Origin of the sequence: Micromonospora sp. NPDC020750, from assembly GCF_044334565.1 — a bacterium.
Classification (GTDB): domain Bacteria; phylum Actinomycetota; class Actinomycetes; order Mycobacteriales; family Micromonosporaceae; genus Micromonospora.
This window is the reverse complement of sequence record NZ_JBIRTH010000005.1, coordinates 16,479-36,532: the sequence shown is the minus strand read 5'-3', so window position 1 is coordinate 36,532 and position 20,054 is coordinate 16,479. Positions and strand designations below refer to the sequence as shown.

Sequence of the window (20,054 nt, the reverse complement as noted above, 5' to 3'; positions counted from 1 at the left end):
AGCGCAAGGGTGGAGATCGTCGACTATCTGCGGGTCGCGCGGCGTCGGCTCTGGGTGCTGGTCGGAGTCCCGGTGGTCGCTGCGGCGGTGGCCGCGCTGGTCGTCCTGCTCGGCCCCCAGCGCTACACGGCCACCTCGTACGTCGCGGCGCCGGCCCTGGTCGGTGGCAGCGCGGCCCAGCAGTACACCGGCACGCAGGCGGCCAACCAGTTCGCGGCGGCCTTCGCCGCCGCCGTGACCTCCCCGCAGGTGGTCGACCAGGTGTCGGCCGACACCGGCGTCGCGGCGGGGGACCTGCGCGACGGGCTGACGGTCGAGCAGGTCGGGGCGAGCAGTCAGCTCACCCTGGCCTACACGGCGACCAGCCGGTCCACGGTGATCCCGGTGCTCACGGCTACCGGGAAGCGCGCCCTGTCCTTCCTGTTCACCAGCCAGGTCAACATCGCCACCGGCGAGGTGCGGGCGGCCACCGACGAGCTGACCGCCGCCACCCGGGCGATCAACGACTGGGAGAAGACGAACAAGGTCAGTCAGCCGGACAAGCTCTACCAGGCGACCCTGCAGGAGCTCGCCAGCATGCGGCAGCAGCAGTTGCAGATGCAGGCCGTCGGCAACGGCCGGGGCGCCGACGCCGCGGCCGGGGCGATCGCCGCCGGGCAGAAGCGGCTGGACGGGCTCGGCCCGAAGCTGCCCGACTACCAGGCGCTGCTCGCCCAGCGGGACGGTGCCAGCACCGCGTTGTCCTCCGCCCGGCAGGGCCTCCAGCAGGCCCGGGCCCAGGCCCAGGCCGCCGACCCCGCCCAGGTGACCAGCCTCGGCGAGGTCCAGCCGGTCTCCCGGGGCCGGGCGCTGGCCGGTCTCGTGCTGCCGGTCGCCGGTGCCGGCCTGCTGCTGGCCGTGCTGCTGGTGGCAGTCCTGGAGCAGGTCACCCGCAGCCGCGCGGCTGCGGCCGGCCGGACCACGCCGGCGCAACGGGCCGCAGCGACGGGACCGGTCGCAGAGAACGGGCGGGTGGACGCGGTCGCTTCGGCCGGCACGAACGGGCGGGCCGGCGCGGTGAACGGGCGGGCGGACGCGAACGGGCGGCCCGCCGTGCTCGCGCCGCGCGACGCCGACGCCGTGCCCGAGCCGCGGCGCCGGTAGGCGGGCGGCGTGGCGGCCGAACCGGACCGGCGCAGGGAGCCGGCCTCCCCACCGGGCGGCCGGCGGCCGGCGTCGTCCGACCCGCAGCCCGGTCCCGCCGCGTTGGGTGAGGCGGAGCTGCAGGGCGACCGGCACGTCCGGGGGATGGCCCGGGGCGGCGGCCTCAACCTGCTCGGTGCCCTGCTCAGCCAGGCCGCAGTCTTCCTGATCATGCTGCTGCTGGCCCGGGTGCTGGGCATCCGCGAGGTCGGCCGGTACGCCCAGTGCTACGCCGTGCTGTCCCTGGCCGGGTTGCTCTCGCTCTCCGGCTTCCGGGCCGGGCTGACCCGGTTCGTGGCAGTGCACCTGGCGGACTCCGACGCGCCCGCGCTGCGCGGCACCATCCGGCTGGGGCTGGCCATCTCCGCCGCCTCGTCGGTCGTCCTCGCCGCCGCGCTGGCGCTGGCCGCCCCGTGGCTCGCCGCCCGGCTGCACGATCCCGGGCTGGCCACCGGCCTGCGGCTGGTGGCCCTGACCCTGCCCGCCTCGACGATCTGCGAGGCGGCCCTCGCGGCGACCCGGGGCTGGCGGACCCAGCGCCCGTTCACCTTCATCGGCCAGCTCTACGAGCCAGGCACCCGGCTGTTGCTGACCGCGCTCGCCCTGGCCACCGGCGCGGGCCTGACCGGGGCGTACTGGGCGCTGGTCGGCGCCGGTTGGTCCGCCGCGCTGCTCGCCCTGGTCGCGCTGGGCCGGCTGGTCCGCCGGGTGCCCCCGGCCCGCCCGGTGTACCGCCCCCGCCAGCTCTTCGGTTTCTCCACCGTGAGCTGGGTGTCCTCGTTGTCCTCGACCGGGCTGATCTGGGTCGACACCCTGCTGCTCGGCTTCTTCGCCAACCCCGAGATCGGCGTCTACAACGTGGCCACCCGCCTGGTCACCGTCGCGATCTTCGTGCTCGCGCCGATCAACGCCGCGTTCGGCCCGTACATCGCGCACCTGCACCACCGGGGGGAACTGGCCGACGTCCGCCGGGTGTACGCGGTGGCCACCGGCTGGGTGGTCCGGCTGTCCATGCCCGCCTTCGTCGCGTTGCTGGTCCTCCCCGGTGACCTGCTGCGGGTCTTCGGTGGAGAGGTCGCCGCCGGTGCGGCGGTGACCGTGGTCCTTGCCCTGGGTCAGCTCGTCAACGCGGCGACCGGCCCGTGCGGCACGGTGCTGAACATGTCCGGCCGGGTGGCGGTCAACATGGCCGACAACCTGGCCGCCCTGGTGCTCAACATGCTGCTCAACCTCTGGCTCATCCCGGCGTACGGCATCGTCGGCGCGGCGCTGGCGTGGAGCGTGTCGCTGATCGTGGTCAACGTCGCCCGGGTGCTCCAGGTCCGCGCGCTGGTGGGTGCCCTGCCGTTCACCGTTGGCATGCTCAAGGGGATCGCCGCCGGCGCGGCGGCGCTGCTCGCCGGGCTGCTGGTGCGCTGGCTGCTGCCGGGCTGGCCGTGGCGGCTCGGGGTCGGCCTGCTGGCGATCGTGGTGGTCTACCTGGGGGTCGTGCTGGCGCTCGGGCTCGGCCGGGAGGACCTCATGGTGCTGCGGGCCCTGGTGCGCCGGCGCGGTCGCGGCGCCCCCACGCCACCCCCGCCCGGCCCGCCAGTCGACGGTGGCGCACAAACCGACGGTGGCGCACAAACCGACGGCGGCGTACCTGCCGACGGTGGCAGGCCGACCGCGGCCGGCAGCGCGGCGGTCCGGTGAGCGCCGGGCCCCGCCGGGTCGCGGTGGACCGGCTGCGCCGGGCGGTACGCGGCACGCGGGCCTGGGTCCGCGCTGCCCGGCCCGGCCCGGTCGGCGCGCTGCCCGACTTCCTCGTCATCGGCGGGCAGCGCTGCGGCACCACCTCGCTGCACCACTACCTCGCCGCGCATCCCGACGTGCGGGCCGCCACCGGCAAGGAGCTGCAGTTCTTCAGCCTGCACGCCGGGCGTGGGCAGCGCTGGTACCGGGCCCACTTCCCGCCGGCCACCCCCGGCCGGCAGAGCTTCGAGGCCAGCCCCTACTACCTGTTCCACCCCGCCGTGCCGGCGCGGGTGGCCGCGCTGCTGCCCGAGGCCCGGTTCGTGGCGCTGCTGCGCGACCCCGTCGAGCGGGCCTATTCGCACTATCTGCACACCCGCTCGCTCGGCCGGGAGCCGCTGGCCTTCGCCGACGCGCTCGCCGCCGAGCCGGGACGGCTGGCGGCGGCGCTGCGTCGGGGTCCGGACACCCCGGTGGCCCACCGGGCCCTGCGCGACCACTCGTACGTCGCCCGGGGTCGCTACGCCGAGCAGTTGGACCGCTGGTTCGACCACGTGCCCCGGGAACGGCTGTACGTGGTGCGCAGCGAGGACCTGTACGCCGAACCGGCGGCGACGTACGCCGGCATCCTGCGGTTCCTCGGGCTGGCGCCGTTCACGCCGGACGCCTTCGCCCGGCACACCAGGCGGGCCGAGCGGGGTTCCTCCCAGCTCACCGACGAGCTGAGGGCCGACCTGACGGCCCGGTTCGCCCCGCACAACGCCCGCCTCGCCGACCTGCTCGGCTGGCCGCGCACCTGGTGACGCCGGCGCGCCGCGCCGAGGTGGGGCGGTGCCGACCGGCGGGGGCTGGTCAGCCGGCGGGGGCTGGTCAGCGGGCGGGGGCTGGTCAGCCGGCGGGGGCTGCTCAGCGGGCAGGGGCTGGTCAGCGGGCGGGGGCGAGGATCGCGGCGGGGTCGCCGGTGGACCGGATCAGCACCGGCTCCGCCCCGATGGTGACCGGCCCGGCGGCCCGTCGCGGCTCGGTGCCGACCGGGCCACTGTCCAGGCCCGGCGCGACCGGCAACGACACGCTCCCGCCGGAGGTCGACCAGACCACCAGCGTGGTCAGCTCGCCGCGCCGGAACGCCACCCCGGTCAGCCCCTTCGCGGTCACCGGCTCCGCCGTCGCGTCCTCGGCCGCGAGCGCCAGCCCGGCCAGCTTCACCCCGGCCGGCCGCACGGTGCCGTCCGGGTCGAGCAGGCCGTAGCGCACCTCGCTGCCCTGCCGGTTGTTCGGGTTGTACGCCAACGGCAGCCAGAGCACCTGCTCGACGCCGCCGGCCACGAGCTGGACGACCGCCTTGACCATCTCGTCGGCCCGGCTGGCCGCGTCGCCGTCGCCGTCGCGCCAGAACTGGCCGACCTCCCACGCCTGGACCGGCACCCCGGCCGGGGTCTGCTCCCGCAGGTAGTCCAGCAACGCCGGCACCCCGGCGAAGTGTTCGTAGAAGTGCAACTGCCGTACGCCGACGATCCGCTCGTCGAGTAGTTCCTCGGTGACCGCGAGGAAGGCCAGGTTCCTGGCGTTCTGCTCGGTGGCCAGGGCGGTCCGTAGCTGCTCCGGCCCGTCCACGGCCGGGATCTGCCGGCCCCGGGTGCCGACCCGGCGCGGGAAGTACGCCCGGTACGCGGCGACCGCCTCGCCCGGCCGGCCGGCCCGCACCAGCCGGTCGGCGATGCCCATCCCGTACGCCACGCTGCTGATCCCGGAGTCGACCACCCTCGCCTGCGGGTCGGCCGACCGGACCGCCTCCGCGGCCGAGGTGACCAGCCGCCGGTAGTCCGCCGGGCTGCCGGCCCAGTACTGCGGCGCGTTGACCTCGTTCTCGATCGCGTACTCCCGCACCCCGTAGGGCGCGTAGCGGCGCACCACGTCCCGGACGAAGCCCTGGTAGGCGGCCAGGTCCCGGGGCATCGCCGACTCGGTCTTGTTCGCCTGGCCCCGGGTGTGCCGCGCGCTGCCGCCGGTGGCCCAGCAGACCCCGGTGCGGATCTTCAGGTGCAGGGTGATGCCGAGGTCCCGGCTCTCGCGGGCGATCCGGTCCACCGCCGAGAAGTCGGGGCTGCCCTGGGTCTTCTCGATGTCGCACCAGCTCAGCTCGTGGTACGTCGCCGAGCCGGAGAGCTGCTTCAGGTACGGCACGAACGACTCGTGGCGCGACCAGTCCCAGTGCGCGCCGAAGGGGTTCCGCACCCCCGGCGCCGCCGACGGCCCCGGCCCGGCAGTCGGCCCGGTCGCCGACGCCGCCGGGGTCGGCCGGGGCGTGGGGGAGGAGGGGCCGTCCGAGCAGGCCGCCCCGGCGGCCAGGGCGAGCGCGAGCGCGCCGACCAGCAGCGGGGCCCGCCGCGCCGGGCGGCGCGTCACCGGTACCCCAGCTCGCGCAGCGTCGCGCCGGAGAAGACGCGGACCAGCACCCGCAGGAACGGGTCCAGCTCCCGGCGGTACGTGCCGACCCGCGAGCCGTAGATGGCGGCGTCGGTGCGTGCGGCGGCCCGCCGGCGGTCCGCCTCGGCGGTGTACTTGCCCGCCACGTCGTGCTGCTTGCCGCCGTAGTCGAGCACTCCGGCCTCCCAGGGTTCGCCGAGGAACTCGAACAGTGCCCGCATGGCCTTCTCCGGGTCGCCGACGGTGTCCTCGTAGCGCAGTTCGTGGTACCGGTCGGCGGGCAGTCGGCTGCCCGCCGCGCGGGCGACGCGGATGTAGCGGGGCCACTTGACCACGCACTTGACCGCCGACCAGTAGCCGAACCGCTTGCGGTGGGAGACGACCACGTCCCGGCCGTCCCGGATGACGTGCACGAACTGCGCGTCCGGGAACACCTCGGCGAGGAAACCGATCGACAGCGCGTACAGGGGCGTCTTGTCCGCCCAGCGGGTCTTGCCACGGGACCGGGCGTAGTCGGCGTGGATGCCGCCGAAGAAGTCGGCGATGCGGCCCAGCCAGTAGTCCCGGGGGAACCCGAAGCGGGCCAGCCGTTCCCAGTCCCGGCCGACGATGCGCTGCATGTCGGCCAGGAAGCGGGTTTCCGGGCCGCAGGACACCCGCGAGTGCGAGTCGAGCACCAGGCGCAGCATCGTCGTCCCGGACCGCTGGCAGCCGACCAGGAAGATCGGCCCCCGGGGCCCGGCCTCCTCCTCCGCCTTTGCCGCCGCCGGGTCAGCCACGGCCCACCGCCGGGTCCAGGCCGGCCCGCGCGTCCAGCCGCCCGGTCAGCTCGGTGCACAGCGCCCGCACCCGGCCGTCGAGCTCCAGCGGGGGCCGGCGGGGGACGCGCGCTCCGATGTGGTCGTGCAGCGCCGGGTCGTACGGCAGGTCGAGGAACGCGCACAGCCGCCGCGTGTACGCGGCCGGGTCGGCCACCAGCGCGTCGTACGAGCAGAGCAGCGTGTCGTCGCGGCCGGCCAGGCCGAGGGTGAAGAACAGCGAGTTGCGGACGTACCAGAACAGGGCGGCGGCGGTGTGCGGGGTCATCCGGTCGTAGTCGAAGCCGGCGATCAGTTCGCGGGCCGGCCCGTCCAGGCGCTGCCCCTGCCACCGGTCGCCGATCGTGCCGTCGGCGACCGCCCGCAGCGCCCGCAGGTTGGCGTCGCCGAACTTCGCCACCTCGGAGCGGGCCCGCTCGTCGACGTCCCGGTACGCCCACAGCGCCCGGCCGGGCCGCAGCCCGGCCAGGCCGAGCAGCTCGTCCACCCGGTGCGTGTCACACAGCGGCTTGACCAGGACGTACCGGTGCCGGCTACGGTGCACGGCGTCGGCGAGCACCGCGTCGGAGCGCAGCCGGAAACGGTGGAACACCCGCCGGTCGTTCTCGTTGCGGACTTCGAACGACGGCGCCGCGTCCAGCCCCCGGGCCAGCATGTTGGTGCCGGAGCGTTGCAGGCCGACCAGGTACACGGGCACCGCCCCGCCGGGCGGCTGCGGGTGGGCCCGCCGCCAGCGCCACTTCGCCAGCGCGGTGCCGGCCCGCTGGACCGGGTCGAGCCGGTCCTCCTCGATGAGCCGCCGCACCCCCTCGGTGCGCGCCCAGCGCAGGTGCCGCACCACCCGCCGGGCGGTGTACGCCCACGCCGAGGGTTCGTCCTGGTGGGCCACCGGGTCCTCCTCGGGCTGACGGTCGGGCGGGGAACACGCTACCGGCTGATCATCGTGGCTGGCCAAGTGGCCGTGCGGCCAGCGCTGATGGGCCGTGTGGTCAGTTGGGGATCATGACTGGACTCGTCCGCCCGGTTTGCATACCGTGGGGCCCCTGGTCACCGCTGCTGCCCGGTGCCCACCCTTCCCCACCCCTGAGCGGCCACTCAGCAGGCCACCCCTGGAGCAGGCCGATGCGTGTCCTCCACGTCAACAAGTTCCTCTACCGCCGTGGCGGCGCCGAGGGCTACCTCCTCGATGTCGCCACACTGCAGCGGGGCGCGGGCGACGAGGTCGCGTACTTCGGCATGACGCACCCCGACAACGACGCACCGCTGCCGTACGCGCGGCACTTCCCGCCGCTGGTGGAGCTCGACCCGGCGCCGTCGGGGATCGGTTCGCGCGCGACGGCGGCGGCCCGGATGATCTGGTCCCCGGCCAGCCGGCGCGGCCTCGCCCGGGTGATCGACGAATTCCGGCCCGACGTGGTCCACCTGCACAACATCTACCACCAGCTCTCGCCGTCGGTGCTGGCCGCGGCGCGGGCCGCGCGGGTGCCCTGCGTGATGACGCTGCACGACTACAAACTGGCCTGTCCCAGCTACCAGATGCTGGACCGGGGTGCGGTGTGTGACGCGTGCGTCACCGGCGGCCCGCTGCGGGCCGCCCGGCGCCGGTGCAAGGACGGCTCGCTGCCGGCCAGCGGCCTGCTGGCCGTGGAGTCCTGGCTGCACCGCTCCACCCGGGCGTACGGGCCGGTGCAGGCGTTCGTCAGTCCCAGCCGGTTCCTGGCGCGGGTGATGCGCCGGGCCGGTGTCTTCCCGGACCGGATGCACGTGGTGCCGCACTTCGTCGACGTCGCCGCGACGCCCGTGAAGTCGACCCCGGGCGGGTCGGTGGTCTTCGCCGGCCGGCTGTCTGCCGAGAAGGGCGTCGACGTGCTGGTCGAGGCGCTCGCCCTGCTGCCGCCCGAGGTGTCGCTCGACGTGGCCGGCGACGGCCCGGCCCGCGCCGGGCTGACCGAGCTGGCGCTGCGGCGGGCGCCCGGCCGGGTCCGGTTCCACGGGCGGCTGGACAAGGCCCGGCTGCACGCGCTGGTCCGGTCCGCGGCGGTGGCGGCCGTGCCGTCGCGGTGGAACGAGAACCAGCCGATGGCCGTGCTGGAGGCGTTCGCCTGCGGCGTGCCCGTGGTCGCCACCGACCTGGGCGGGCTGCCCGAGCTGGTCACCCCCGGCGTGGACGGCGAGGTGGTCGCCGCCGACGACCCCGCCGCGCTGGCCGCCGCGCTGCGCCGCGTCCTCGCCGACCCGACCCGGGCGCACGGGATGGGCCTGGCCGGGCGGGCCCGGGTGGAGCGGGATTTCTCGCCGCAGGCGCACCTGGCCCGGCTGCGCGAGGTCTACGCGACGGCCGCGCGGGCGCTGCGGGAGCCGGCGTGACCCGCCCGGTGCGGGTGCTCTACCTGGCCGGCAGCGGGCGCAGCGGCAGCACCCTGGTCACCACCGTCCTCGGCCAGTACGCCGGGTTCTTCGCGGCCGGTGAGCTGCGTTACCTGTGGCAGCGCGGCGAGGTGGAGAACCGGCCCTGCGGCTGCGGCCTGCCGTTCCGGGACTGTCCGGTGTGGCGCGCGGTGCGCCGGGACGTGCCGGTCGACCGGGCCGGCGGGATCGCCGCCGGGCTGCGCGGTCGGCTGCGGCTGCGCGGGGTGCCCGCGCTGGTGCGCCGTCACCGGCGCGGCCGGCGTGCGGTGCCCGCGCACCCCGACGACGCGGCGCTGGCCGGCCTGTACGCCGCCGTGGCCCGGCACGCCGGGGCGCGGGTGGTGGTCGACTCGTCGAAGCTGCCGCCGTACGGGGCCCTGGTCGGCGCGCTGCCCGGTGTCGAGCTGCGGGTGCTGCACCTGGTCCGCGACCCGAGGGCCACGGCCTTCTCCTGGCGGCGGCGCCGGGGCCTCGACGGCGAGGCCGACGAGCGGCTGATGAGCCGGCCTCCGGTGTGGAAGGCGGCCCTGCTGTGGCTGGTCTGGAACACGCTGACGGCCCGGCTGTGGGCCGGCGACCCGGGCCGCTACCTGCGGGTGCGGTACGAGGACCTGACGGCCGACCCGGAGGCGACGCTGGGCCGGATCGCCGCGTTCGCCGACGCCGGCACGACCACCGGCTCCGACGCCGAAGCCGGCCTGTTCACCCGTCCCGACGCCGGCCCGTTCACCGGTCCCGCGACGGTGCGGCTGGCGCCCACCCACTCGGTGGCCGGCAATCCGTCGCGGCACCGCACCGGCCCGGTGCCGATCGCCGCCGACGTCGAGTGGCGGCGCGGGCTGTCCTGGTGGTCGTACGCCGTGGTGACCACGCTGACCGCGCCGGGGCTGCGCCGCTTCGGCTACCCGTGGCGTCGGGGCGGCCCGGTGGCACCCCGGCAGGAGGAGGACTGAGATGTTGGCCGTGGTGGTGGGCACCGGGCGGTGCGGCTCGACCCTCGTGCAGGAGCTGCTGTCCCGGCATCCCGGCGTGGGGTTCGTCTCCGGCGTCGACGACAAGCTGTCCCGGCTCAACCTCACCGGCCGGTTCAACGGGCCGCTGTACCGGCGGTCGGCGCCCCGCCCGGCCGGCATGACGTCGCTGCGGCACAGCCGCCGGCTGCTGGAACGCGGCCGGTTGCGGGTCGCCCCGTCGGAGGCGTACCAACTGCTGGACCGGCACGTGCTGGCCGGCTTCTCCCGCCCGTGCCGGGACCTGACCGCCGAGGACCTCACCCCGCACGTGGCGCGGCGGCTGCGCGCCTTCTTCGACGCCCGGATCGGGCGGCAGCGCTGTCCGCTGCTGGTGCACCACGTCACCGGCTGGCCGCGCACCGGGTTCCTCCGGGCGGCCTACCCCGGGCTGCGGGTGGTCAACGTGGTCCGCGACGGCCGGGCCGTCACCAACTCCTGGCTCCAGATGGGCTGGTGGGACGGCTGGCGCGGCCCCGACAACTGGTACCTCGGGCCGCTGCCGGCCGACCTGCGCCGGGAGTGGGAGGAGTCCGCCCGGTCCTTCCCGGTGCTCGCCGCGCTCGGCTGGAAGATGCTGATGGCGGGGTTCGCCGACGCCCGGGCCGCGCACCCGCCCGGGCAGTGGCTGGACGTCCGCTACGAGGACCTGCTCGCCGACCCCCGCGCGGAGGCGGCCCGGATGCTCGACTTCCTCGGGCTGGACTGGACGCCGGCGTTCGAGCGGGGATTCGGGCGGTACGAGTTCCCCGCCGGGCGCCGGGCGGCGTACCACGACGAGCTGGGCCCCGAACAGCTCGCGGCCGTCGAGCGGGCCCTGGCCGAGCCGCTGCGGCAGTGGGGCTACGGGGACTGACCGCTTCCCCCGGGCGAGGGGCCCACCCGTCGGACCACGCCCGGCGAAGTTCCTACATGTGCAGGTGGTGGTGCCGGTCGCCGGCTCGTAGCGTACGCAGCCTCGGACCTCAAGGAGACTCATGGCTACAGTGGGAACGCGCTGGCGCACAGGCGTGGCCGTACTGTCCGCGGCGGTGCTCGCCGCCCTCGGCGCGGCGCCGCAGGCGCTGGCGGCGGACGGCCCGCCGTCGATCGTCGTCCAGGACGGCGTCACCCAGCCGGTGTTCGGCTACGCCGACGCCATCCGGGAGCGGCTCTTCATCGACTCCACGTTCGACAGCGACAACGACGGCCTGCGCGACATCATCGCGTTCGACCTGATGCGGCCGGCGGCGACCGCGAACGGGCTCAAGGCACCCGTGGTCATGGACGCCAGCCCCTACTACTCGACGGTCTGCCGGGGCAACGAGTCCGAGTGCAAGGCGGACCTCGACGGCGACGGGCTGCTGGACAAGTGGCCGCTGTTCTACGACAACTACTTCGTGCCGCGCGGCTACGCGGTCATCCTGCTGGACATGGTCGGCACCAACAACTCCACCGGCTGCCCGACCACCAACGCCAACCAGGACAACCTGAGCGCCAAGCAGGCCATCAACTGGCTCAACGGCCGGGCCACCGCCCGCAACGCCGCCGGTGAGATCGTCAAGGCGGGCTGGCACAACGGCAGGACGGGGATGATCGGCAAGTCGTACGACGGCTCGCTGGCCATGTCCACGGCGGTGACCGGCGTGAAGGGCCTGACCACGGTCGTGCCCATCAGCGGCCCGACCGAGTACTACGACTACGTGCGCAGCAACGGCGTCGTCACCCGGGGCAACAGCTACGTGGCGTCGCTGGCCAACACGGTCACCAACCCGGAGCGCCGGGAGTACTGCAAGCCGGTGCGCGACGCGATGGCCGCCGCCGACGGCGACGAGCACGGCGACTACACCGCCTTCTGGAACGAGCGCAGCTACGTCAAGAAGGTCCCCAACGTCACCGCCAGCGTGCTGCTCTACCACGGCCTCAACGACGACAACGTCCGGCCGGACCACTTCAGCAAGTTCTGGTACGCCCTGGCGGAGAACAACGTGCCGCGCAAGCTGTGGCTGTCCCAGGAGGGCCACGTCGACCCGTTCGACTCGCGCCGCGCGGTGTGGGTGTCGACGCTGCACCGGTGGTTCGACTTCTGGCTCCAGGGCGTCGCCAACGGCATCATGGACGAGCCGCGGGTGGACCTGGAGCGGTCCGCCGACGTGTGGGAGACCCACGCCGACTGGCCGATCCCCGGCAAGGCCGACACCGAGGTGTTCCTCCAGCCCGGCACCACCGGCGCGGGCGGCCTCGGGCTGGTGCCGACGGCGAAGCCGGCGACCGGGGCGTTCCAGGACAGCCGCACGCAGAGCCAGAACACCATGATCCTCAACCCGGACGTGGTGCAGCCCAACCGGCTGGCCTTCCTCTCCGCGCCGCTCACCGCGCCGCTGCACATCTCCGGCACCCCGACCGTGCAGCTGCGGGCCTCCGCCGACCAGACCGACACCAACCTCGGGGCGATCCTGGTCGACTACGGCACCGACGAGCGGGTCGCCCACCGGGCCTCCGGCGAGGGGATCATCACCCTGACCACGGAGGACTGCTGGGGCGAGAGCAGCCCGACGGACGACGGCTGCTACAAGCAGACGACGAAGCGGGTGGCCACGGCCGACTACGAGCTGGTCACCAAGGGCGTCATGGACGCCCAGAACCGGCAGTCGATCCGCTTCGCCGTGCCGCTGGTGCAGGGGGAGTCGTACAACTTCAGCTTCCCGCTGCTGCCGGAGGACTACGTCTTCAAGCCCGGCCACCGGATCGGCGTGATCATCGTGGCCAGCTACCCGCAGTACTCCAGCCAGGCGGACACCACCGCCGCGAACCTGCAGGTCGCGCTGAAGAGCAGCAAGGTCGTCCTGCCCGTGGTCGGCGGCACCGCCGCCGCGCACGCCGCCGGCCTCTGACCGGCTGACCGGCGGGCCGCCCGAGCGGCCCGCCACCGGGGCGGCCCGGCGATCGACCCTCCGCGGAGGACCGTCGATCGCCGGGCCGCCCCGTCTCGTCGGCGGGTGCGGGGCGGGTGGTTACCCTTGCCGGGGAAGCCGCCGAGGGGAGGGCACACGTCGCCGACCGCCACCGTGCTCGTGGTCTTCGGACGCGGCGTGCTGCGCGCCGGGGACACCTGGGCACTCACCCCGGCCAGCTTCGCCCGCGTGCGGGCAGTGGTTGACTACGTCGCCGCCAACGAGGCGTCCTTCGCCCGCGCCGCCGGGCAGGGCCGGGCACCCCGGATCGTGTTCAGCGGCGGCTGGGCGGAGGCCGCCGAGGGGGCGCATCCCCCGCCGCAGGGGTGGCGGGAGGGCGACCTGATGCTGCGCCAGGCGCTCGCCGCCGGCCTCGACCGGCACGCGGAACTGCGCGCCGAGACACGCTCGCGCAGCACGCTGGAGAATCTCCTGCACACCGTCGAGGACGGCCTGCTCGACGGCCACGCCTTCGGCCCGGGGCAGCCGCTGGGCATCGTCTCGCACACCTGGCACCTGCCCCGGATCAGGTATCTCGCCCGCCGGACCCTCGGACTGCGCGGCCCGGCGCTGCTCGACGTCCACGCCTCCGGCGGGGAGGCGCTGCCGAGGTGGTGGCGCGAGCCGGCCGCTCGGATCGCGTCCCGGCTGTGGTTCCTCGGGGCCCGCGACGCGGCGGGCCTGCTGCGCCGGGAACGCCGGCTGGTGACATCGATGCGCCGCGTCGACCGGCTGGCGCGCCACCGTCGGGATCCGGCGGGTGCGGGCGGAGATCGCGCCGGTCCCCCGCCCGGGCAGGCATAGCCGGCGTGGGCGGGGCCGTTGCCTACCCCGCCGCCGGGCCGACGCGCCCGCTCCACGACGTGACGGACGGCCGCCGACGGGGTATAGGCTCCCAGGCCGCCGGATCGACCTCGATGAGGACGACGGTCGCGGCGACATCGAGGAGGTCACGTGGACAGGATGGACGGTCCTTCGAGCGGACGCGCCGGGTGCGCCGCCGCCGAGGGCGCGCCCGGACGTGGCGCTGGCGGGCGTGGCGTATCCGGGCGTGGCGTTGGCGGGCAGCGGTGATCGTCCTCGCCCCGGTGTACGAGCCGGGCCCCCGCCTGCCCGAGTTCGTCGCCGAGCTGCGCGACGCCGCTCCCGGCATCCACGTCGTCGTGGTGGACGACGGCAGCGGACCGGCGTTCACCCGGGTCCTCGACGCGGCGAGGGACCTCGGCTGCACCGTCCTGCGACACGGGACGAACCGGGGCAAGGGCGTGGCCCTGAGGACGGGGTTCCGGCACGTCGCACGCGAGTGTCCGGGCCACGACGTGGTGTGCGCCGACGCCGATGGCCAGCACGGCGTCGCCGATGTCCTGCGCGTGGCCGGGCGCGTCGAGGAGACCGGCGTGATGGTGCTGGGCGTACGGCGGTTCGACGGCGAGGTGCCGGTGCGCAGCAGGGCCGGCAACGGCCTCACCAGGGTGCTGTTCCGCGCCGCGACCGGGCGTCCCGTGCGGGACACCCAGACGGGGCTGCGGGCGTATCCGCACGGCCTGCTCGACTGGTTGCTCACGGTCCCCGGCGAGCGGTTCGAGTACGAGATGAACGTCCTGCTGTACGCCGCCCGGGCCGGCCAGCCCATCGAGCAGACCACGATCGCCACCACCTACGTGGACGACAACGCCTCGTCGCACTTCGGGTCGGTCACCGACTCCGTGCGGATCTACCTGCCCCTGCTGCGGTTCGCCGCCTCGGCCCTGCTGACCCCGGCCGGGATCTCCCGCGGGCCCCGCCGCTGACGGCGACGAGTCGGTCGTGGACGCGCCGCCGGCCGGGCCCTCTTGTCGGGGGCCCGGCCGGTTGCTGTTCGGTGGTGCGGGGGTCAGCTGTTCCAGTGCTCGGCGACGAGGTCGGCGGCCTGCTGCTCCCACTGCGCGTACGCGTCGGGGTACGCCGACACCTGGACGGTCTGGGCGGCCTCGGTCAGGGGCATGTCCTGCCATCCGTCGACCTGCTTGAGGCCCTTGAGGAACGCGAGGGTGGAGTATTCGGGGTCGGTGATCTGCTCGGGGGTGCCCCAGCCGGAGGTGGGGCGCTGCTGGAACAGGCCCTGCGAGTCGTGGTCGTTGCGGTCACCGAGGTGACCCAGGTTCTCCAGCTTCGACTCCTGCAGGGACGTGCCGATGGAGATCACGGCGGCCCGCTCGTCCATGCCGGCCTTCTTCGTGGCGGCGATGATCGCCTTCACGTTGGCGGTCTGCTCGTCGTCGAGGTCGATGCGGGACTGGTCGCCCTGCACGCCGTGCGGGATCAGCTTGCCCTTGTCGACAACCGGCTTGTCGGCCTGCACGGCCACAGCGGCCGGGGTGGCCGACTCGACGGTCGCAGGGGTGGTGGCGTGATTCAGCGGACCGGCGGCCAGACCACCGGCGAACGCGAGACCGGCGATACCGAGAACGCTCTTACGCATGATCGTGTTCATGGGGGTGTCTCCAATCGGGGGTCGACACACGGCGCCCCGGGGGAGGGGCGGGGGTGTGAGCACCACGTCGAGGCGCCCAACAGATCAAAAGGGGGGAAGTCGTCCGACAGCTCACCGCACCCGGGGGGTGCTGATGGCGGCGGGACCATGTGTAACGACCGGCGGCCCACCCACATTCCCCGACGGGGTCACGGGGGTTCGGGTGGCTCAGCAGCGGGGTGCGCTACTCGATCGTCTGCCATGTGTAACGACCCCGGGCCGGCCCATGTTCCGCCGACCGGATGCCCCCGGTCACACCCACGGGCGCGTCGATCCGGACATTCGGCGCGACCGGGCCTCGCGGGCGGGTATCGGGCCAATGCTTGACGCGGGTCCGGCGATGGGCCGGTGTCCGGCGCGCGGAGTGCCCCGACCTTGCCGATCCGGAGCCGGGCGTCCGGCTCGTCCGCGCTTGGCGGCAGTGATCCGCGTTGATACAAAAGCGCGGATGATCGCATAGGATTCACGATGGCTCGGGATGTCACCGGTGTCCGGATGCCCGCCGAGCGCGCCGTCCCGCCGGGTCGGTGACCGGAAGGAGGCGCCGTCGATGGCGGACACCATGCCCGCGTCCGCCCACCGGATCTGGGACACGGCCCCGGCGGCACGCTGGGAGGACGCGTTCCTCTCCGGCAACGGCGAGTGCGGGATCATGGTCTCCGGCGCCCCGTACGCCGAGCGGATCGTGTTCAACCATCACCGCTTCGTGCTGCCCAACGGCACCCGCCACGCCCGGCCGCCGCAGCTCGCCGACCGGCTGCCCGAGGTGCGGGAACTTGTCCTCGCCGGCCGGCGCGCGGAGGCTGCGGCGGTGCTCGCCGACGGGCGGGAGCTGCGCTGGACCCAGCCGTTCCACCCGGGGTACGCCATGACCATCGACGCGACCGCGCAACCGTCCGACCGGCCGGCGCCGGCGGACTACCGGCGCGGGACCGAGTTCACCACCGGGGAGGTCGTCGTCGAGTGGGACGGCGGGCGCCGCAGGGCGTTCGTCTCGCGGGCCGATGCGATCGCGGTCACCCACGTCGAGATGCCCGGGTGCGTCATCGGGCTCACCGGCGACCTGCCCGAGCGCCCGGACGACGTGCGCTACGAGACCGCCGCGTACCGCCGGGGCGAGCACGTCTTCCTCCGGATCCGCGGGCTGTACCCGCCCGACGGCGACGGCGCGTACGGGTTCGAGGGGTTGACCCTTGTCCGGGGCGACGCGCGGGTCGTGGGGGACCGGGTGGCGGTGCGCGGCCCGGCCCTCCTGACCACCGTGCTCGACCGCCGTGACGCGGCGCCCTGGCGTACGGCCGAGCTGGAGGAGGCCCTGGTGGCCCGCTCCGGGGCGGACTACACCGAGCTACTGGCCCGGCACGTCGCGGTGCACGCGCCGATCTACCGGCGGGTGAGCCTGGACCTCGGGGTGTCGGCCGAGGAGCGGGAGCTGCCGGTCGGTGAGCTGCTCGCCCGGCAGCGCGCCGACCGGGACCTGCTCCTGCCGGCGCTGCTGGAGCGGCTGTTCCACTCCGGCCGGTACCTGCTGATCAGCGCCAGTGGGGTGCTGCCGCCCCGGCTCACCGGCCTGTGGCTGGGCGCGTGGGGCGCGGCGTGGGCGGGAGACTTCACCACCGACGCCAACCTCAACCTGCAACTGGCCGGGGCCAACATCGGCGCGCTGCCCGAGGTGACGGCGGCCCACGCCGCGCTGGTCCGGGGCCAGGTCGACGACTGGCGGCGCAACGCGGCGGCGATCTACGGCGTCCGAGGGCTGCTGGCGCCGGGCCGCACCGACGGCGAGCACGGCAACCTGTTCCACTTCCGGGCCGACTGGCCGTGGGCGGCCTGGCTCGCCGGGGCGGACTGGCTGCTGCACCCCCTGTGGGAACACCACCGGGTGACCGGGGAGCCGCTGGGCGAGTTGACCGGCTGGCTGGAGGAGGCGGCCGTCTTCTTCGAGGACTTCCTCACCGTCACCGACTCCTCCGGCACGGTGGTCGTCGTGCCGTCGTTCTCGCCCGAGACCGGCCCGCCCGACGCCGACGGCCGACCGGTGTACCTGGCGGTCAACGCCACGATGGACATCGCCGCCGCCCGGCACGCCCTGGCGACCGCCGCCGAGGCGACGGGCGTGGACCGGTGGGCCGGGTTGCGTGGGCGGCTGCCCGCGTACCGGGTCGACGAGCGCGGGGCGCTGGCCGAGTGGGCCTGGCCCGGCCAGCGGGGCGACGAGGACCACCGGCACGTCAGTCATCTCTACCCGGTGTGGCCCCTGGACGAGATCAACCCCGACGACACCCCTGAGCTGGCCGTCGCCGCGCACCGCGCGCTGATACTGCGCGGCGACGAGAACCTCTCCGCCCACGGCAGCCTGCACCGGGCGCTGGTCGCGGCCCGGCTGCGGGACCCCGCGCTGGTCGCCGGAAACCTGCTCAAGATCATCGGCAGGGACATGTTCTTCCGCTCGCTGATGAGCTCGCACAATCCGGATCTGGAGATCTACAACGCCGACGCGGCGCACACCCTGCCCGCCGTGCTCGTCGAGGCGCTGGTGCACTCCCGGCCCGGCGTGCTGTGGCTGCTGCCCGCCGCGCCGGCCGCCCTGGCCCGGGGTGCCGTCCGGGGGGTCACCTGCCGGGGCGGGGTGACCGTCGAGGAGCTGACCTGGACCCCCGACGGCCTGCGGGCGCGGCTCGTCGCGGCGGCCGGGCAACGGCTGACCGTACGCAGCCCGCACGGCGACGCGGTCCTCGACCTGGCCGCCGCGGTGGCGGTCGACCTGGCCCTGCCCTGACCGCATCCGCGACGGCGCGCACCGGGCCGTCTCCCGCGCCGGCTGCGGGAGCGTGGCTTCGAGGGAGCGGGGCGGCGGGCGAGCAACAAATAGATGTACGTCTAATTTTTTGGTAGGGTGTCCGCTCATCCGAGACCCCGTGGGGGAGACATGCGCCCGTCGTCACCGCGCCTGGCCACTTCGCTGGCCGCCGGAGTCCTGCTGGCCCCGCTGGCCGGCGTCGCCGCATCGGCAGCCCCGGTGGTGCCCCGGCACGCCGTCGTCGTCTGCCAGACCGCGAGCTTCTACGACAACTACGACTCGGCCGGCGGTCCGTCCGGGCTCAAGCGCACCCTGACGTACGGCAACAAGATCGGGCACACGCCGGGCGCCCACCCGGTCTACAACGGCTGGGCCGCAGCCTTCGACTTCGGCCCCAACGACTGGGGATACCTGCGGATCGAGTGCGTCGGGGGGTACGACTCGTGGTGAGCGTCGGATCGCGGCACCGGATCGCGGTGCTGGTGGCGGCCGTGGTGGCCGTGGCGGTCGCCGTGCCGGCCCCGGCCCGGGCCGCGAACGGCACCATCGGGGAACGCGAGACCGTGTGCGCCGGTGACCTGTTCGTGCGCACCCAGCCGAACGGGGCGTGGATGGGCACCCTCTACCAGGGCCAGACGTTCCTGGTGGAGGGCCCGCGCAGCGGCGGCTACGTTTTCGGATTCGCCTACGGGCACCTCAACCGGCGCGGCTGGGTCCAGGACGGCTGGTTCTGCTGAGCCGCCCGTCGCCCGGGTAACGCGTGTCGTCGGTGACGGGCCGGGGAAAGGCTCAGTGGGTGAGGGCCGCGATCCGGCCGAGGTGTTCCGGCTTCCGCGACGCGGCGATGGCGCTGCCGTGTGTCGGATGCGTGAGTCAGTCGTGGACGTTGTCTTCGAGCAGAGTCTTGAAATCCGGAGCGAGCTGCACGACCTTGTTGCCGTTGTCGTGGTCGACGAGGCAAACCGCTCCGTTGGACGCGATCCAGATGGGGTTCCCTGACCCGTCGTCGGCGATCACGACGCCGTCGATGAGGGCTCCATGAGCGTCACGTGCCCAGGCCGTCAACTCGATGCAGCTTTCCCGTCCGAGGATCGAGGCGTTGTCCCATACGTGGACCGATACGCCCACGAAACAGCCGCCCCAGCGGCCCACGAACTCCTCATAGTCCTCGTCCGGCACGAGATCCAAGGCTTCCAGCCGGCCGCGAAGCTCTGCGGCGGGAATAGGGCGCCCGGGACCGTAGCGATCGACCGCGCGTCCGATGCACGCGACAAGCCCGGGACCTAAAGCCATAGAGGTGGATCCTACGTGCCATCACCAAGCTGCGTTGCTACCCCCGCAGGGCCGCTGACTGTCATTGCCGCTTGCAGGTGCTGCCGGAGGGCGGCCGTGTGATTCAGGCCCGGTCGGGTACGGGCGAGGGAATCTTGGTGGCGCGGTAGGAGTCGCCGCTCCGGGTGGGGTGCCAGAGGCGCCAGTGTTTCGCGGACAGCCGGAACGGGAGATGGCCCTGTAGATGACGAGCGCCGGGGGACAGCCGTTGGTCGGCGGGCAGGTTGAGCCACAGGGAGAGTGAGGACGCTGCGGTGCCGAGGGTCGCGCGTATGCCTGAGTCGCCCAGAAGCCGGCCGTACCCGTCCACGGCGAAGCGACCGAAGGCGTCAGGGGTGATGTCGGGGTACGGGGCGCGGGCGTCCGGGTCGACGAGGCGCACGGGCGTGCTGTAGGTCAGCGCGGCCAGGGAACGCCCGTGGGTCGTGACCGCGTCGGGGCCGACGGCGATGAGGGCATCGAGTGCGTGGTCCGCGGATTCGGGTGGAACATTCCATTCCGTGTGGGTTCGCGCACGATAGCGGGGTCCGCCGAAGTGCTCGGTGGCGAGCGCTACCAGCTGCTCGGTCGACGCAGGCGGTCCGCCTGCAGAGACCTCGAACGCCCACGATGCTGACGACACCGGCTCGGTGCAGGCATTGACGAAGCTTTGCAGGCGCTGGAATGCCTCGTCAGGGTGCTTGGCGCGAAGCGAGTGCGCACCGCCCGCAGACCCGGGCAGTCCGTCGTAGGTCACCACCTGCGGGAGCGTGATGCCCTGTGTCCGCGCCATACGCCCACCCTAGATCTCCGTTGTCGCGCGCCCCCCGTGGCCCTCACCGGGAGCATGCCTCCTGTGAGCCTCTCCATCGTGATCAGGCGTCTGCAGCCCTTGCTGGCGGGCGCGGCGGCTGTGGCGAT

The 20,054-nt window shown here is 74.3% G+C and carries 18 protein-coding genes; 12 read left to right on the top strand and 6 right to left on the bottom strand.

What is annotated here, in order from left to right:
* The first annotated feature begins 9 nt into the window (after nt 1-9).
* The 3 genes from ACH4T9_RS16905 to ACH4T9_RS16895 are packed head-to-tail and all read left to right on the top strand — an operon-like array spanning nt 10 to nt 3,716.
* Nucleotides 10-1,143 carry a Wzz/FepE/Etk N-terminal domain-containing protein gene (locus ACH4T9_RS16905; protein ID WP_396672518.1) on the top strand — a complete coding sequence of 378 codons (1,134 nt, stop codon included), beginning with the start codon at nt 10-12 and terminating at the stop codon, nt 1,141-1,143.
* 9 nt (nt 1,144-1,152) lie between these two features.
* The gene (locus tag ACH4T9_RS16900; protein WP_396672519.1) at nt 1,153-2,874 is read left to right on the top strand and encodes an oligosaccharide flippase family protein; all 1,722 of its coding nucleotides are present in this window, start codon (nt 1,153-1,155) and stop codon (nt 2,872-2,874) included.
* Nucleotides 2,871-3,716 carry a sulfotransferase family protein gene (locus ACH4T9_RS16895; RefSeq protein WP_396672520.1) on the top strand — a complete coding sequence of 282 codons (846 nt, stop codon included), beginning with the start codon at nt 2,871-2,873 and terminating at the stop codon, nt 3,714-3,716. Before ACH4T9_RS16900 ends, ACH4T9_RS16895 begins: the two co-directional genes overlap by 4 nt.
* Nucleotides 3,717-3,837: 121 nt before the next feature.
* Here ACH4T9_RS16895 and ACH4T9_RS16890 read toward each other — a convergent pair whose 3' ends face one another.
* From ACH4T9_RS16890 to ACH4T9_RS16880, 3 genes are read right to left on the bottom strand one after another with little or no spacing between them, the layout of a single operon-like run.
* The gene (locus tag ACH4T9_RS16890; protein WP_396672521.1) at nt 3,838-5,319 is read right to left on the bottom strand and encodes a hypothetical protein; all 1,482 of its coding nucleotides are present in this window, start codon (nt 5,317-5,319) and stop codon (nt 3,838-3,840) included.
* Nucleotides 5,316-6,119 carry a sulfotransferase family protein gene (locus ACH4T9_RS16885; protein ID WP_387025309.1) on the bottom strand — a complete coding sequence of 268 codons (804 nt, stop codon included), beginning with the start codon at nt 6,117-6,119 and terminating at the stop codon, nt 5,316-5,318. The genes ACH4T9_RS16890 and ACH4T9_RS16885 overlap by 4 nt, the downstream gene beginning before the upstream one ends.
* Nucleotides 6,112-7,047 carry a hypothetical protein gene (locus ACH4T9_RS16880; RefSeq protein ID WP_396672522.1) on the bottom strand — a complete coding sequence of 312 codons (936 nt, stop codon included), beginning with the start codon at nt 7,045-7,047 and terminating at the stop codon, nt 6,112-6,114. Before ACH4T9_RS16880 ends, ACH4T9_RS16885 begins: the two co-directional genes overlap by 8 nt.
* Before the next feature lie 233 nt (nt 7,048-7,280).
* Between ACH4T9_RS16880 and ACH4T9_RS16875 the strand changes: the two genes are divergently transcribed.
* The 6 genes from ACH4T9_RS16875 (at nt 7,281) to ACH4T9_RS16850 (ending at nt 14,300) form a co-directional block, all read left to right on the top strand.
* Nucleotides 7,281-8,525, top strand: coding sequence for a glycosyltransferase (locus ACH4T9_RS16875; protein ID WP_387025305.1), 1,245 nt, complete (start codon nt 7,281-7,283; stop codon nt 8,523-8,525).
* Nucleotides 8,522-9,520, top strand: coding sequence for a sulfotransferase family protein (locus ACH4T9_RS16870; protein WP_396672523.1), 999 nt, complete (start codon nt 8,522-8,524; stop codon nt 9,518-9,520). Before ACH4T9_RS16875 ends, ACH4T9_RS16870 begins: the two co-directional genes overlap by 4 nt.
* Nucleotide 9,521: 1 nt before the next feature.
* The gene (locus ACH4T9_RS16865) at nt 9,522-10,433 is read left to right on the top strand and encodes a sulfotransferase family protein (protein WP_396672524.1); all 912 of its coding nucleotides are present in this window, start codon (nt 9,522-9,524) and stop codon (nt 10,431-10,433) included.
* A gap of 154 nt (nt 10,434-10,587) precedes the next feature.
* Nucleotides 10,588-12,450: a CocE/NonD family hydrolase gene (locus ACH4T9_RS16860; protein WP_396672525.1), complete on the top strand. Its 1,863-nt coding sequence runs from the start codon at nt 10,588-10,590 to the stop codon at nt 12,448-12,450.
* A 180-nt stretch (nt 12,451-12,630) separates the two neighbouring features.
* A complete protein-coding gene (locus tag ACH4T9_RS16855) occupies nt 12,631-13,314 on the top strand; it encodes a YdcF family protein (protein WP_396672526.1) in 684 nt (227 codons plus the stop codon).
* 188 nt (nt 13,315-13,502) lie between these two features.
* Nucleotides 13,503-14,300 carry a glycosyltransferase family 2 protein gene (locus ACH4T9_RS16850; RefSeq protein ID WP_396672527.1) on the top strand — a complete coding sequence of 266 codons (798 nt, stop codon included), beginning with the start codon at nt 13,503-13,505 and terminating at the stop codon, nt 14,298-14,300.
* An 83-nt stretch (nt 14,301-14,383) separates the two neighbouring features.
* On the opposite strand, the gene ACH4T9_RS16845 is transcribed toward ACH4T9_RS16850, so the two are convergent.
* A complete protein-coding gene (locus tag ACH4T9_RS16845) occupies nt 14,384-14,983 on the bottom strand; it encodes a hypothetical protein (RefSeq protein WP_396672528.1) in 600 nt (199 codons plus the stop codon).
* A gap of 589 nt (nt 14,984-15,572) precedes the next feature.
* On the opposite strand from ACH4T9_RS16845, the gene ACH4T9_RS16840 reads away from it, so the two are divergent.
* The 3 genes from ACH4T9_RS16840 (at nt 15,573) to ACH4T9_RS16830 (ending at nt 18,559) form a co-directional block, all read left to right on the top strand.
* Entirely contained in the window at nt 15,573-17,801 is a 2,229-nt protein-coding gene (locus ACH4T9_RS16840) for a glycosyl hydrolase family 95 catalytic domain-containing protein (protein ID WP_396672529.1), read from the top strand.
* Nucleotides 17,802-17,951: 150 nt separating this feature from the next.
* On the top strand, nt 17,952-18,272 hold the full coding sequence (locus tag ACH4T9_RS16835; RefSeq protein WP_350889368.1) for a hypothetical protein: 321 nt from the start codon (nt 17,952-17,954) through the stop codon (nt 18,270-18,272).
* Complete coding sequence (locus ACH4T9_RS16830; protein ID WP_396672530.1) at nt 18,269-18,559, top strand: hypothetical protein; 291 nt, start codon at nt 18,269-18,271, stop codon at nt 18,557-18,559. The genes ACH4T9_RS16835 and ACH4T9_RS16830 overlap by 4 nt, the downstream gene beginning before the upstream one ends.
* A gap of 136 nt (nt 18,560-18,695) precedes the next feature.
* On the opposite strand, the gene ACH4T9_RS16825 is transcribed toward ACH4T9_RS16830, so the two are convergent.
* Together ACH4T9_RS16825 and ACH4T9_RS16820 are read right to left on the bottom strand one after the other, a co-directional pair.
* Nucleotides 18,696-19,115 (bottom strand): SMI1/KNR4 family protein, encoded by a 420-nt coding sequence (locus ACH4T9_RS16825; protein ID WP_396672531.1) that lies wholly within the window; start codon nt 19,113-19,115, stop codon nt 18,696-18,698.
* A gap of 103 nt (nt 19,116-19,218) precedes the next feature.
* A complete protein-coding gene (locus ACH4T9_RS16820; RefSeq protein WP_396672532.1) occupies nt 19,219-19,926 on the bottom strand; it encodes a hypothetical protein in 708 nt (235 codons plus the stop codon).
* Nucleotides 19,927-20,054: the final 128 nt, after the last annotated feature.